Origin of the sequence: Lysobacter arseniciresistens ZS79, assembly GCF_000768335.1 — a bacterium.
In the GTDB taxonomy this organism is placed as follows: domain Bacteria; phylum Pseudomonadota; class Gammaproteobacteria; order Xanthomonadales; family Xanthomonadaceae; genus Novilysobacter; species Novilysobacter arseniciresistens.
The window spans coordinates 121,812-133,552 of the sequence record NZ_AVPT01000005.1 but is presented as its reverse complement, the minus strand read 5'-3'; the positions used below and the strand labels follow the sequence as shown (position 1 = coordinate 133,552).

Genomic DNA, 11,741 nt, shown 5'->3' with positions numbered 1-11,741 from the left:
GCCGATCTGAAGAAGACAGTTGCTCCTACAGTCCGTGGGTGGACGTGGCGGATGCCACGTCGCCAGCCATCCCTCCGTCCCACTTCCAGTGCCACGGCTCGTAGACGATGCCGTGCGGGTTGTCACGCGGGTAGCTCATCGCGAACGCGTAGCCGCCGGCGTTGCCGGCCAGCCATTCGAATGCCGCGGTCGCCTCGAACGATTCCTCCGCCGGCGGCTCGCCGGGGGTGCCGAGGTCGAGCGCGAGGCCGGAATGGTGCTCGCTGTAGCCGGGCGCGGCGTTGACCGCGAGGATCTCGTCGATGCCGAGCCCGCGCTCGCGTTTGCGCTCGAAGATGCCCAGCTGGTAGTCGTGGCTGCGGTAGCCGGAGATCGCCTCCAGCGCCACGCCGTCGCGCGCGGCGGCGGCCTGCAGGTGGCCCCAGGCACGGGCGGCGTCGACGTGCAGCCACAGTGGCCGGCGGAAGCGGTCGAAACCGGCCAGCGCCAGCCAGTCGGGCTCGGCCACCAGCGGCAGGCCGGTGCGCTCGCCGTAGCTGTCATCCAGGCCGAGCGATTCCAGCCGCTCGTGCAGGCGGTCCAGCGGCAACTCGCCGACGTGCTCGATGCCGGGACGGCGGTGGCCGGGGTGCCATTCCAGCGCGTCCAGCGCGGCGTCGATGCCCGGCTCGCGGACCAGCCGCGGGACCAGCGGCAGCAGGCCCTCCGGCAGGTTGGCGGCGAGGTAGCGGCCGTCGCGCTTGCGCCGCAGCACGTGGCGGGCGCGGGCCAGTGCGCGGGCGTCGTGGTTGCTGCGCGCGCGCAACAGGCCATGCGGCCAGAGCTCGATCTCGGACGTGTTGATCAGGATGTCGGGCTGGCCGCGCATCGCTGCAGGTTAGCCGGGCCGGCGCGGGGCGGCCAGTTCGCGCAGGCGGTCGAGCACCGCCTGTGGCCGTACCGGCTCCAGCAGCAGCCCGTACCCCTGCGTGGTCGGCAGCCACAGCAGCCGCCGGCCGCCGGTGGTCGCGACCAGTGCCCTGTCGCCGTTGCGCAGGCGGAACCAGCCGCTCTTGAAGCCGGGCAGGCCGGTGCCGTTGGTTTTCATCGCGGGCCGCAGTTCGACGCGCTCGTCGAGGTCCACCACCCGGGCCTGGTCGATGCGCAGGTCGGCCAGCGCGATGCGGCGGCGGTAGAACGATGTCGCCAGTTCCAGCGCGTCGCGGTCGAGCGAGAGGCGGTGGCGGCGCAGGGCCCAGTCCAGAGCGGCGGCCAGCAGCGCGCATAAGACGACGGTGCCCGGCACGACCCACGCCGGGGTGCGGTCGATGGCGGTCGGGTCGGCCACCATCAGCGTCGGCAGCGCGACCAGGGCGACGACCGGGATCCCGAACACCAGCGCCGCCAGCAGCAGCCGCGAGCCGGTCGACACCTGCCGCAACTGCAGTGCGTCTTCCGGGGCCCGGGCGCCCACTCAGGCCTCCTTCTTGAGGATCAGCCGCACATGGTCGAACGGCGTCAGCTGCACGTTCGACACCAGCTCCCAGCCCTGCCGGCCGAGGTCGTCGAGCGTCTCGCGGATCCGGTCCGACATCGCCGGGCCCATCATGTTCGGGGTCAGCTCCACCACTTCGTAGGTCCACTGCTTGCTCATGGCTTGTCTTCCTGGTTGTCGGTCGAAGGGGCATGCGGCAGGCGTCCGGCCTTCCGCAGGGCGTCGCGCAGGACGTACTCGATCTGTGCGTTGAGGCTGCGCAGTTCATCGTCGGCCCAGCGCTGCGCCGCCGCGAGTACGTCGGCGTTGATGCGCAGCGCGTAGCCTTTTTTCCCGGTCATCGGTCAGTACAGGCTTCCAGCGTTCACGACGGGCTGGGTGCCGCGGTCGGCGCACAGCACCACCAGCAGGTTGCTGACCATCGCCGCCTTGCGCTCCTCGTCCAGCCGCACGACGTCGTTCTTCTGCAGCTCCTCCAGCGCCATTTCGACCATGCCGACGGCGCCGGCGACGATCCGCGTGCGCGCGGCAATGACCGCGTTGGCCTGCTGCCGCTGCAGCATCGCGTGGGCGATCTCCGGCGCGTAGGCGAGGTGGCTGATGCGTGCCTCCAGCACGTCCACGCCGGCGGTGGTCAGGCGCTCGTCGAGCTGCGCCTTGAGGTGGTCGGAGATCTCGTTGGGGTGGCTGCGCAGCGAGACCTGGCCGTCCTCGTGCTGGTCGTACGGGTAGCTGGTGGCCATGCCGCGCAGCGCCGCCTCGGACTGGATGTGGACGAAGCTCTCGTAGTCGTCGACGTTGAACACCGCTTCGGCGGAGTCGACCACCTTCCAGACGATGACCGCGGCGATCTCGATCGGGCTGCCTTCCAGCTCGTTGACCTTGAGCTTGCCGCTTTCGAAGTTGCGCACGCGCAGCGACACCTTGCGCTTGGTGAAGAACGGGTTGTTCCAGCGCAGGCCGTTGTCGTGGACGGTGCCGACGTACTTGCCGAACAGGCTCAGCACCGCCGACTGGTTGGGTTCGACCATGTACAGGCCGACCAGGCCGAACACACCAAGGGCGGCGATGACGACGCCGGCCACGATCGACATGACGCGCAGGCCGCCGACGCCGGTGACGAGCAGTGCGGCCGCCGCCAGCAGCGCGACGATGAGTGCCAGCAGCACGGGGATGCCGGGAAGGGAGCGGACGGGGTTCTCTTTCATGGCGTGGCTCTCGCTGAGGTTGAGAGCATTTGATATCAAATTGATATCACGTGCAAGTGGCAGGCAACGGGTGGACTACGGGTCGATCCGGTACAGCGGCGCCGGGATGAACTCGCCGGTGGCGTACAGGCTGCGGCCGTCGGCGCTCCAGCCCAGCGCCTCGGCCTGCGGCAGCCACGGCAGTTCGCTGACGCGCGGCTGGCCGGCCACGGCGTCGGCCCAGTTGCCGTTGGCCGGGCGCGGGTACAGCAGCAGGTAGCGGTAGGTCATCACCGCCAGGGTGTTGCGGCCGGGCGATATCGAGGCGGAGGTGACCTGGCCATCCAGTCGCGCGCGGCGTGGCGAGGCGGCGGCGCGCTCGGGGTCGGGCCGGGGCACGCCGGCCAGGGTGCCGATCCGTTGCGCGGTCAGCAGCTCCTTCGCCGGCGGCCGCAGCGGCAGCGAGAACAGTTCCGGCGGCTCGCGCTTCTTGGAGACCAGCAGCACCTCGCCGCGCACCGGGTCGACCGCCACCGCCTCGCAGTCGCGCGGGCCGTCGGGCCAGCGGAAGGCGATCGACCATGCCGGCTGCAGGCGCGCGTTGCGCAGCACGGTCGGCTCCTCGATGACGTGCAGCTGCAGGGTGCGGCGCAGACCGCCGTTGTCGCCGACATCGGCGACCAGCAGGTAGCGGGTGCCGTCCAGCTCGAAGCCGGCGATGTCCTCCCAGTCGGTCTTGGCGATGCCCTCGACGCCGAAGGTCGCCAGCCGGCTGCCGCGGGTGTCGACCGCGAACAGCCGCGCCGGGTTGTCGCCGTCGTCGTGCAGCCACAGCACGTCCTCGTGCAGGTGCGAGGCGGCCAGGCCGCTGATCTCGTTGAGCTGCATGTCCAGCAGTACGCCGGTGAGTTCGCCGCCGGGGGCCGCGTCTTTCGCGCTGGCCGTGGTGCCGGTCGCTTCGCCGGCATCGCGGTCGCCGCCGCAGGCCGCCAGCGCGAGCACCAGCAGCGACCCCAGTGCCCGCGTGGCAAGGCGTGGCAGCGGCGTCGGGCGGCAGGGGCGGGGGTGCGTGGGCATCGGCGAAGGATCGCATGGGCCCGCTGGCGGCCGGAAGGCGCGCGGCGCGGGGTGGCGGCGCCGTTAGACTTGCCGGGCGCGGCGACTTCGAGGCCGCAACCAACCCCCAACGCCCCCGCAAGCTGGAACCCGCATGGTCACACTCGGCACGCCCCTGTCACCGCACGCCTTCCGCGTCCTGCTGCTCGGCTCGGGCGAGCTGGGCAAGGAGGTCGCGATCGAGCTGCAACGCTTCGGCGTCGAGGTGGTCGCCGCCGACCGCTACGCAAACGCGCCGGCGATGCAGATCGCGCACCGCAGCCACGTGATCGACATGCTCGACGGCGCCGCGGTGCGCGCACTGGTCGAGGCCGAGCGGCCCGACCTGGTGGTGCCCGAAATCGAGGCGATCCACACCGCGACCCTGGTCGAGCTGGAGCGCGAGTTCGCCGAACAGGGCCGCGCCAACCGGGTGATCCCGACCGCGCGGGCGGCGCGGCTGACGATGGACCGCGAAGGTATCCGCCGCCTAGCCGCCGAGACGCTCGGGCTGCCGACCTCGCCGTACCGGTTCGTCGACACGCTGGACGACTACCGCGCCGCGGTCGAGGCGATCGGCCTGCCGTGCGTGATCAAGCCGGTGATGTCGTCGTCGGGCAAGGGCCAGTCGCTGGTGCGCACCGCGGCCGACATCGACCGGGCGTGGGATTACGCGCAGTCGGGTGGGCGGGCCGGCGCCGGGCGGGTCATCGTCGAGGGCTTCGTCGACTTCGACTACGAGATCACCCTGCTGACCGTACGCCATGCCGGTGGCATCACCTTCTGCGCGCCGATCGGCCACACCCAGGAGGACGGCGACTACCGCGAGAGCTGGCAGCCGCAGCCGATGTCGGCGCTGGCGCTGGAGCGTGCACAGGCGCAGGCGCGCGCGGTGGCCGACGATCTCGGCGGCTGGGGCGTGTTCGGCATGGAGTTCTTCGTGCGCGGCGACGAGGTCTGGTTCAGCGAGGTATCGCCGCGGCCGCACGACACCGGGCTGGTGACGCTGGCGGGGCAGGACCTGAGCGAGTTCGCGCTGCATGCGCGGGCGATCCTCGGGCTGCCGATCCCCGTGATCCGCTCGCGCGGGCCGTCGGCGTCGTGCGCGGTGCTGGCGCAGGGCCACGGCGTGCCGGTGTTTTCCGGTGTCGACGCGGCGCTGGTGGAGCCGGACACGCAACTGCGGCTGTTCGGCAAGCCGCGGGTGGAAGGGCAGCGCCGGGTCGCGGTGACGCTCGCGGTCGGCGAGGATGTCACCGATGCGCGTGCAAAGGCCTGCCGGACCGCTGCCGCGCTGCGGATCGAGTTGCGCTGAGCGCGACGCCACAACTGGAGTGCTGATGAACGACAAGAACGGTTACGCGGTTTTCTTCTTCCCCCAGGCGCTGGAGGCGCTGGGCGAGGCGATCAGGCCGTACCTGCAGGAGACCAAGGCGGGTGCGCACGTGGTGTGCCGCGAGGTCGACACCGGCGGTGCGCTGGTCGAGATGACGCTGGACGGGCGGACCACGGCGGGCGAGGCGATCTCGCTGGAGTTGATGGTGCCGACCAATATGGTCCGGATGATCGTTTCGGCGCGCAGCGACGAGGCGTTCGGGTTCGGGCCGCGGGTCGCGGTGGAGGTGGCGCAGCCGATTGCCGATGCGGGTGGCAGCGGGGCGCAGGTCGAGGTCGAGGCGGGCGCGGGGCCGGGTGCCGCATCGGGAGCCGCGCCGGAAGCCGCGGAGCCGGCACCGGGCGGCAAGAAGCCGTAGCCGGGAGCTGCGCGGGGCGGGCGGCCGGGGCGCATCGCAAGTCGCTCCCCGATACTCGCTTGGTTGCGACGCCCCCCGGCCGCCCGTGGACAGTTCGCGGGCGGGTGCGGGAGGTCGCGGCTGGGACTTGTTGCCCGTCAGTCGAACCGCAGATCCAGCCAGACCAGGTGGTGGTCGCTGGACTCGATGATCGCGGCACCGGGCGTGCCGGCCGCGGGCCAGAACACGCCGCCGTCGAGTACTCGCAGGTTGTCCGAGGGCAGCACGTAATCGAGCCGCAGGGTGCCCGAGCGCGGACCGAAGTCGCCGGTGTGGGCGGCGGTGTCGCCCTTGCGGTCGATGCCGCGCTGGCGTGCGCGTTCCACCGCGCCGGCGCTACGCGGCACGAAGCCGGCGTCCACGCGGGGGTGGTCGAGCAGTTGCGCGATGGCGCCGGGTTCGCCGTCGCCGTCGTGCGGGTCGGCGTTGTAGTCGCCGGCGATCACGAAGCGGGCGTCGGCCGGCAGGCCGCCGCAGCGGCCGCGGTCGTCGCATAGCCACGGTGCCGGGCGCGGGGTGATGTACTCGGCCCAGAGGCGGATCTCGTCGTGGTTGCGCAGGCCGTTGCGGTTCTCCGGGCCGTCGAACACCGGCGGGGTCGGGTGGGCGGCCAGCAGGTGTACGGTGCCCATCGGGGTCTGCACCGGCACGTCCCAGTGCGACTTGGACGACAGTCGCAGCTGCTGCCACACCGCGGGCGGGTACCAGGGCTGGCCGGTGGCCGGGTCGCGCGGTTGGCGGGCGCCGGGCATCGCACTCCAGCGAAGCTGCTGGAAGGTCCGCACCTGCTCGGCGTCGATCGGAAAACGCGACAGCACCAGCATGCCGTACTGGCCCGGGTGCAGGCCGTAGCCCCAGGCGTCGTTGCCGCGGGAGCGCTGCTCGCCGCCGACGGTGCCGTTGCCGTCCAGGTCGAGCCCGCTCGGCACGCCGGTGTTGACCGGTGCGAGGTAGCGGTAGGGGTAGCGCAGCGGGTCGCCGCCGCCGGGCTGGGCGACGCCGAGGTAGTCGCGCTGGAACAGGTCGGCGGCGGTGCCGTCGGCGTCGTAGTCGAATTCGTTGAGCAGGACGATGTCCGGCCGCACCCGCTGCAGCACCGCGGCGATGTTGCGGGCATCGGCGTCGCCCGCGCGCAGGCGCGCGACCAGCCCGCCGGCGGCCTCGTCGTACAGCGAGGTGTTGTAGGTCGCGACCCGCAGCGGCGGGCTCAGTGCGTCGGCCATGTCGTCGGCCCATGCCTCCGGGTTGCCGTGGACCGCGATGCGCACGCAGCCGGCCAGCGCGAGCACGGCCAGCAGCCAGGCCAGTGCCCGCAGCGGGCGGAAGAACGGGAAGGATACGTGCGCCTTGCGGCCGCCGTCTGGCGTCATGCCGGGTCTCCGTGGTCGAGGTCGCACCATTGTCGGCCGTCGAAGGCTTCCAGTGGGCGGAACCGGCGCTTGTATTCCATCTTGCGGTGGCCGGCGATCCAGTAGCCCAGGTACAGGTGCCGGCGGCCCTCGCGGCGGGCCCAGTCGAGCTGGTGCAGGATCGCCAGCGTGCCGAGTCCGCGGGTCGCGAGGTCGGGGTCGAAGAAGGTGTACACCGCCGACAGCGCGTCGTCGGTGAGGTCGGTCACCGCGACGGCGAGCAGGCGGTGGCTGTCGTGCTCGCGCAGTTCCATGAAGCGACTGTCGCTCCAGCGGCCGATCAGGAACTGCTCGAACTCGCTGGCGCCGTGGCCGTCCATGCCACCGCCGCGGTGGCGGGCGAGCAGGTAGCGGCGGTACAGCGCCAGGTGCTCGTCGCTGCGCTCGGCCGGCAGGATCCGCGCGGCCACGCCGCGGTTGCGGGCGATGCAGCGGCGCTGGCTGCGGTCCGGCCGGAACCGCGCGACCGGGATGCGCACCGCGACGCAGGCGCGGCAGCCGTGGCAGTGCGGCCGGTAGACGATGTCGCCGGAGCGGCGGAAGCCCCAGCCCAGCGCCATCGGGTACCAGTGCGGCAGGCGCGGGTCGCGCGGGTCCAGCACCAGGTCGCGCGCGGGACGCTCGGGCCAGTAGCCGCACGGGTGTTCGCCGGTGTGGAACAGGCGGAGGTCGTCGGTGTCCTGGCGGGGGTCGGTGCCCATGGCGCGAGCATAGCGCCGCGCCGGTTCGCGCTGTCCACCTGCTGAACACACCGCGCCGGCTGTCAACTGATGCGCACCCCGGGCGTTTCCCTCCGCAACGACGCACGCCGCGTCCGCACCGGAGACCGTGGATGAACCGTTACACCTTCCTGACCGCCGCGATCGCGGCCGTGCTGATGATGGGCGCCGCCGTGGCCGCGCCGTCCCCGCAGACCGACACCACCGCCGGCGAGGCGAACCGCGCCAGGCACCACACGGGCGCGCACGACGCCGGCGACCTGCACCACAGGCGCCACCAGCGGCGCGGCCACGGCGGCGGCATGCACCACGTGCTGCGGCTGGACACCGACGCCGACGGCCGCATCAGCAAGGTCGAGGCCGGCGAGAGCAAGCGCTTCGCCGACCGCTTCGACGGGATCGACCGCAACCGCGACGGCTACCTCGTCCGCAGCGAACTGATGGCCGCCGCCGAGCGCATGCGCACCGAGCGCGCCGCCGAGCGCCGCGCGAAGATGCAGCAGCGCTTCAGCGAGGCCGACGGCGACGGCGACGGCAAGCTCAGCCGCGCCGAGGTCGAGGCCGCGATGCCGCGCATGGCGAAGTCCTTCGCGTTCATGGACGAGGACCGCGACGGCTTCCTGCGGCCGACCGACATGATGCCGGCGCGCGGTCGCTGACCGTCGCCACACCGGAAGGGGGAGGCCCGCGCGGCGTCATCGCGCGGGCCTTTTTGTTTCAGTCGCGGCGGCGCGGCAGCCTGCAGCCGCGGCGGCGCAGCCACCAGGTGTTGATCGACGCCGCCAGCACCGCCGGCAGGGCGCTCCAGAACAGCACCCCGCCCCAGTCGACCCGCCCCTCGCGCAGCCACTGAACCCCGGCCAGCGCCACCGCTACGATCACCAGCACGAGGCCGCAGCGCCGGAACCAGTAGCGGACGGCCGCGCCGTTCACAGCCGCCCCGAGCTGACCAGGCCGACGATCAGGCCGCCCACGCCGCAGCCGAAACCGACGATGCCGCCAATCCAGCAGTTGATGCGCTCACGCCGCCGGCGCCGCGCCGCGCCCACCGGGTCGCGCTGCGCCTCCAGTGCGTGGCGCCGGGCGAGGATGCGCGGCAGCACGACCATCGACTTGTGGAACACGATGCCCATGAACACGAGCGTCGCCAGCACCGGCAACACCCAGCCGTCATCCAGCCAGGCGATCAGCAGCAGGCTGGCCATGAACCCGACTGACGCCAGGCCCGAGACCACCGCGTTGCGGACCAGCGCGACCCGCTCGGCCTCGTCGATCGCGCCCTTGAGCTGCGAGCGCAGCCCGAGGTAGATCCCGGCGAACGCGCCGGCCAGCCCCAGCCCGAGGCCGCCGGCCGAGCCCGCGACCACCTTGCCGAGCGTCTTGGCGCCGCCGATGGCGAGCGTGCCGCCGAGCACACTCGCGGTGGCCGCCGGCGGGCTTGCGACCGCCAGCGCGCCGGCAACCATCGCGGTGAACCCGACCGACGGCGCCGAGCCGCGGGCGAACTCGCCGAAGCGTTCCAGCAGGTCGGCCCGTACGCACTGGCGCGCGCGCGACAGCCGCTTGCGCACCGCCGCATCGCTGAGCCCGAGCAGCGTTGCCACCTGCTGCGAGCTCTGGCCTTCGCGGTAGTACAGCAGCAGGACCTCGCGGCTGTCGTCGGGCAACGCCGAGATCAGCTCGGCCGCGACCGCCTCGCGCTCGCTGCCGGCCAGCCGGCCCAGCGGACCGGGCTGCGGGTCGGCGGCGGATTCGATCAGCGCGTCGGCGTCCTCGACCTCGCGCGGGCGGCGCCGGCGGGCGCGCAGGTGGTCGCGCGCGAGGTTGCGGGTGATCTGCCGCAGCCATGGCAGGAAGCTGGCCGGGTTCTGCAGCCGGCGCAGGTTCTGCCAGGCGCTCAGGAAGGCTTCCTGGGCGATGTCCTCGCTGGCCGGCACGTCGCGGACGATCGCCAGCGCGATCGCGGTGATCGGGTTCTGGCAGGCGGCGACGATGCGGCCGTAGGCATCGCGGTCGCCACCGGCGGCGGCGTCGAGGTGGCCGGCGACCAGCTGTTCGAGCGGCGACGCGGCGACGTGGGCGTCGCTCATCGCGGTGCCCCGGGGTGGCTGGCGGTCGGTCGGGCGGTCGCGGCCATGGCGTGATCGTACGCCGGCCGGGCGGCCGGGGCAGGCGGGTGCTGGTCGTGGCGGTACGTCGGCATCGGCGGCTCCGGGGTGTTATCCACCCAGACGCGCGCCCGCCGCGAATGTGACTTCAGAACGCGACGCCGCGGCTGCGCACGTGGCGGACCACGTCGACCACCTGCCACTCGTCGTCGACCCGGGCGACCTCCAGCGTCTTGTAGCTGGCCCACAGCCGGTGGTGGTAGGCGCTGTACTCGATGGTGCCGCGGTCCGGCGCGGACGGCCGGAACGTCCCGACCCGGACGATCATCGCCTCGGCGCCGGAACCGCGGTGGTGGCTGCCACGCGCCTCGTCGGCCTCCTCGACGCAGGCGGAGGCCTGCACCAGCCTCAGCCCGTCGCGCTGCAGCGATTCGATCAGCCGGATCGATGCATCGGTGCCGTCCACGCCGAGGCAGGCCACCGGCGTGTCGACCTCGCCCAGCTCGTTTTCGAGCACCGCCAGGGCGACCGGCAGCAGGGTCGGGGCGGTCGTGCCGTCGAACGGCGGGCTGGCCAGTTCCCGCACCGGCGCGGCGCTCGGCGCCGGCAGCTCGATCCCGCGCATCATCGCCACCCCGGCGATCGCCACCGCCACCAGGATCAGCCCGACCTTGATCCGCAGCATGCGCTTCTGTGCCGGGCTGCGACCGCCGGCGTCCTGCGCCGGGCGCTCGCGGAAGGTCGCGCCGAGGTAGCCGCCCTCGCCGCGGGTGGTGTCGATCAGGCCGGCGTCGCGCAGCAGTTCGCGCGCGGGAACCTGCTGGTCCGAGCGCACCACCCACACCGCCGGGGTCGGGCCGGAGGCGTCGCTGTAGCTGAAGTTGCCGCGGCGGTTGCCCTTGTAGGAGCGGCCGTCGGTGATGCGCACCTCGATGCCCGCATCGCGCAGCAGCCTGGCGACGCCCTCGACGTTCTCGAGCCGGCGGCTGCTGAAGACCTTGCGCATGTCAGCCGCGCGCGGGCACGTGGCCGGCCGCGGCGGCGTCCTTGACCACCCGGATCAGGCCTTCCTGCGCGGTGCTGGCGACGAGGTGGCCGTGGCGGTCGTAGATCATGCCGCGGGCCAGCCCGCGCGAGCCCTGCGCGCTGGGGCTGTCGATCGAGTACAGCAGCCAGTCGTCGGCGCGGAACGGGCGGTGGAACCACAGCGCGTGGTCGAGCGAGGCCATCTGCACGTTCGGCTGGTAGTAGCTGATGCCGTGCGGGAAGGTCGCCGTGCCCAGCAGGTGGAAGTCGGAGGCGTACGCGAGCAGGGCGCGGTGCAGCTCCGGCGCGTCGCCGACGCGCTCGCTCAGGCGGAACCAGACCTGCTGGTAGGGCGGGCGCTTGGGCGGCTTGAGTTCGTCGCGCGGGTAGACGTGGCGGAACTCGAACGGGCCCTTCTTCGACAGCCAGCGCTGGACCTTGTCCGGCAGCGTCGCCATCACGTCCGGCGGCACCGGGTGGCCGGGCTCGATGTCTTCCGGCTGCGGCACCTCGGGCATCGACAGCTGGTGCTCGGCGCCGTCCTCGTCCTTCTGGAACGACGCGGCGAGGAAGAAGATCGGCCCGCCGTGCTGGATCGCCGTCACCCGGCGCACCGAGAAGCTGCCGCCGTCGCGGGTGCGGTCGACCTGGTAGACCACCGGCGCGGCGATGTCGCCGGCCTTGAGGAAGTAGGCGTGCAGCGAGTGCGCGGTGCGGGCTTCCTTCAGCGTGCACTGCGCGGCCGACAGCGCCTGCCCGAGTACCTGCCCGCCGAACACGTACTTGGTGCCGATGTCGCGGCTCTGGCCGCGGAACAGGTTGTCCTCGAGGCGTTCCAGCGAGAGCAGGTCGATCAACTCGGAGACAGGGGAGGTCATGCGGGGCCACCGGCAACAGGGGCCGCGATTATACCGGGCGGTATGTGGCAGC

The 11,741-nt window shown here is 72.6% G+C and carries 15 protein-coding genes; 3 read left to right on the top strand and 12 right to left on the bottom strand.

Annotated elements, in window-relative coordinates:
* Positions 1–25: 25 nt before the first annotated feature.
* The 6 genes from N799_RS04725 to N799_RS14300 all read right to left on the bottom strand — a co-directional run bounded on the left by N799_RS04725 (position 26) and on the right by N799_RS14300 (position 3,738).
* Positions 26–868 carry a M15 family metallopeptidase gene (locus N799_RS04725; protein WP_036208537.1) on the bottom strand — a complete coding sequence of 281 codons (843 nt, stop codon included), beginning with the start codon at positions 866–868 and terminating at the stop codon, positions 26–28.
* 9 nt (positions 869–877) lie between these two features.
* On the bottom strand, positions 878–1,453 hold the full coding sequence (locus N799_RS04720; RefSeq protein ID WP_052101242.1) for a PH domain-containing protein: 576 nt from the start codon (positions 1,451–1,453) through the stop codon (positions 878–880).
* The gene (locus N799_RS04715; RefSeq protein ID WP_036208535.1) at positions 1,454–1,633 is read right to left on the bottom strand and encodes a DUF4177 domain-containing protein; all 180 of its coding nucleotides are present in this window, start codon (positions 1,631–1,633) and stop codon (positions 1,454–1,456) included.
* On the bottom strand, positions 1,630–1,815 hold the full coding sequence (locus N799_RS04710; protein ID WP_036208534.1) for a type II toxin-antitoxin system antitoxin: 186 nt from the start codon (positions 1,813–1,815) through the stop codon (positions 1,630–1,632). The genes N799_RS04715 and N799_RS04710 overlap by 4 nt, the downstream gene beginning before the upstream one ends.
* Before the next feature lie 3 nt (positions 1,816–1,818).
* Positions 1,819–2,682, bottom strand: a complete 864-nt coding sequence (locus N799_RS04705) for an SPFH domain-containing protein (RefSeq protein ID WP_036208532.1) — start codon at positions 2,680–2,682, stop codon at positions 1,819–1,821.
* Positions 2,683–2,757: 75 nt separating this feature from the next.
* Positions 2,758–3,738 (bottom strand): SdiA-regulated/phytase-like domain-containing protein, encoded by a 981-nt coding sequence (locus N799_RS14300; protein ID WP_152597812.1) that lies wholly within the window; start codon positions 3,736–3,738, stop codon positions 2,758–2,760.
* 133 nt (positions 3,739–3,871) lie between these two features.
* Between N799_RS14300 and purT the strand changes: the two genes are divergently transcribed.
* Both purT and N799_RS04690 read left to right on the top strand, forming a co-directional pair.
* Positions 3,872–5,071 carry a formate-dependent phosphoribosylglycinamide formyltransferase gene (purT, locus tag N799_RS04695; RefSeq protein ID WP_036208529.1) on the top strand — a complete coding sequence of 400 codons (1,200 nt, stop codon included), beginning with the start codon at positions 3,872–3,874 and terminating at the stop codon, positions 5,069–5,071.
* Positions 5,072–5,096: 25 nt separating this feature from the next.
* The gene (locus N799_RS04690) at positions 5,097–5,510 is read left to right on the top strand and encodes a hypothetical protein (protein WP_152597811.1); all 414 of its coding nucleotides are present in this window, start codon (positions 5,097–5,099) and stop codon (positions 5,508–5,510) included.
* Positions 5,511–5,647: 137 nt separating this feature from the next.
* Here N799_RS04690 and N799_RS04685 read toward each other — a convergent pair whose 3' ends face one another.
* Entirely contained in the window at positions 5,648–6,919 is a 1,272-nt protein-coding gene (locus N799_RS04685; protein ID WP_238978744.1) for an endonuclease/exonuclease/phosphatase family protein, read from the bottom strand.
* Positions 6,916–7,659 (bottom strand): arginyltransferase, encoded by a 744-nt coding sequence (locus tag N799_RS04680; RefSeq protein ID WP_036208523.1) that lies wholly within the window; start codon positions 7,657–7,659, stop codon positions 6,916–6,918. The genes N799_RS04685 and N799_RS04680 overlap by 4 nt, the downstream gene beginning before the upstream one ends.
* Positions 7,660–7,790: 131 nt before the next feature.
* Between N799_RS04680 and N799_RS14295 the strand changes: the two genes are divergently transcribed.
* Positions 7,791–8,336: an EF-hand domain-containing protein gene (locus N799_RS14295; RefSeq protein ID WP_052101239.1), complete on the top strand. Its 546-nt coding sequence runs from the start codon at positions 7,791–7,793 to the stop codon at positions 8,334–8,336.
* Between the two features lie 58 nt (positions 8,337–8,394).
* Here N799_RS14295 and N799_RS04670 read toward each other — a convergent pair whose 3' ends face one another.
* The 4 genes from N799_RS04670 to tesB all read right to left on the bottom strand — a co-directional run bounded on the left by N799_RS04670 (position 8,395) and on the right by tesB (position 11,689).
* Positions 8,395–8,610: a hypothetical protein gene (locus N799_RS04670; protein WP_036208520.1), complete on the bottom strand. Its 216-nt coding sequence runs from the start codon at positions 8,608–8,610 to the stop codon at positions 8,395–8,397.
* The gene (locus N799_RS04665; protein ID WP_036208518.1) at positions 8,607–9,767 is read right to left on the bottom strand and encodes an RNA polymerase sigma factor; all 1,161 of its coding nucleotides are present in this window, start codon (positions 9,765–9,767) and stop codon (positions 8,607–8,609) included. Before N799_RS04665 ends, N799_RS04670 begins: the two co-directional genes overlap by 4 nt.
* Positions 9,768–9,933: 166 nt before the next feature.
* Positions 9,934–10,791: a hypothetical protein gene (locus N799_RS14290; protein WP_052101237.1), complete on the bottom strand. Its 858-nt coding sequence runs from the start codon at positions 10,789–10,791 to the stop codon at positions 9,934–9,936.
* A 1-nt stretch (position 10,792) separates the two neighbouring features.
* Entirely contained in the window at positions 10,793–11,689 is an 897-nt protein-coding gene (gene tesB, locus N799_RS04655; RefSeq protein WP_036208515.1) for an acyl-CoA thioesterase II, read from the bottom strand.
* Between the last annotated feature and the right edge of the window lie 52 nt (positions 11,690–11,741).

Bases quoted from the DNA above. Each gene is read 5' to 3' on its own strand.
- N799_RS14290 (WP_052101237.1), bottom strand. From the start codon at position 10,791: ATGCGCAAGGTCTTCAGCAGCCGCCGGCTCGAGAACGTCGAGGGCGTC.
- N799_RS14295 (WP_052101239.1), top strand. From the start codon at position 7,791: ATGAACCGTTACACCTTCCTGACCGCCGCGATCGCGGCCGTGCTGATG.
- N799_RS04680 (WP_036208523.1), bottom strand. From the start codon at position 7,659: ATGGGCACCGACCCCCGCCAGGACACCGACGACCTCCGCCTGTTCCAC.
- N799_RS04715 (WP_036208535.1), bottom strand. From the start codon at position 1,633: ATGAGCAAGCAGTGGACCTACGAAGTGGTGGAGCTGACCCCGAACATG.
- purT (WP_036208529.1), top strand. From the start codon at position 3,872: ATGGTCACACTCGGCACGCCCCTGTCACCGCACGCCTTCCGCGTCCTG.
- N799_RS04725 (WP_036208537.1), bottom strand. From the start codon at position 868: ATGCGCGGCCAGCCCGACATCCTGATCAACACGTCCGAGATCGAGCTC.
- N799_RS04690 (WP_152597811.1), top strand. From the start codon at position 5,097: ATGAACGACAAGAACGGTTACGCGGTTTTCTTCTTCCCCCAGGCGCTG.
- tesB (WP_036208515.1), bottom strand. From the start codon at position 11,689: ATGACCTCCCCTGTCTCCGAGTTGATCGACCTGCTCTCGCTGGAACGC.
- N799_RS04710 (WP_036208534.1), bottom strand. From the start codon at position 1,815: ATGACCGGGAAAAAAGGCTACGCGCTGCGCATCAACGCCGACGTACTC.
- N799_RS04685 (WP_238978744.1), bottom strand. From the start codon at position 6,919: ATGACGCCAGACGGCGGCCGCAAGGCGCACGTATCCTTCCCGTTCTTC.
- N799_RS14300 (WP_152597812.1), bottom strand. From the start codon at position 3,738: ATGCCCACGCACCCCCGCCCCTGCCGCCCGACGCCGCTGCCACGCCTT.
- N799_RS04665 (WP_036208518.1), bottom strand. From the start codon at position 9,767: ATGAGCGACGCCCACGTCGCCGCGTCGCCGCTCGAACAGCTGGTCGCC.
- N799_RS04705 (WP_036208532.1), bottom strand. From the start codon at position 2,682: ATGAAAGAGAACCCCGTCCGCTCCCTTCCCGGCATCCCCGTGCTGCTG.